The organism is Staphylococcus sp. HMSC36A10, assembly GCF_001838845.1.
Taxonomy (GTDB): Bacteria; Bacillota; Bacilli; order Staphylococcales; family Staphylococcaceae; genus Staphylococcus; species Staphylococcus aureus.
This window is the reverse complement of sequence record NZ_KV839126.1, coordinates 236,439-236,699: the sequence shown is the minus strand read 5'-3', so window position 1 is coordinate 236,699 and position 261 is coordinate 236,439. Positions and strand designations below refer to the sequence as shown.

The following is a 261-nucleotide window of genomic DNA, read 5'->3' as shown; positions in this document are numbered from 1 at the left end:
CTGAATCGCTATCTGAATCTGAGTCGCTATCTGAATCTGAGTCACTATCTGAATCCGAATCGCTATCTGAATCTGAATCACTATCTGAATCTGAATCGCTGTCTGAGTCTGAGTCACTATCGGAATCTGAGTCGCTATCTGAGTCTGAGTCACTATCGGAATCTGAGTCACTGTCTGAGTCTGAATCGCTGTCTGAATCTGAATCACTCGCTGAATCTGAATCGCTCGCTGAATCTGAATCACTTGCTGAGTCTGAATCAC

The 261-nt window shown here is 44.4% G+C and carries 1 protein-coding gene; it reads right to left on the bottom strand.

What is annotated here, in order from left to right:
* On the bottom strand, positions 1-261 hold a 261-nt coding region (locus HMPREF3247_RS15155; protein WP_180363503.1), incomplete at both ends, for a hypothetical protein.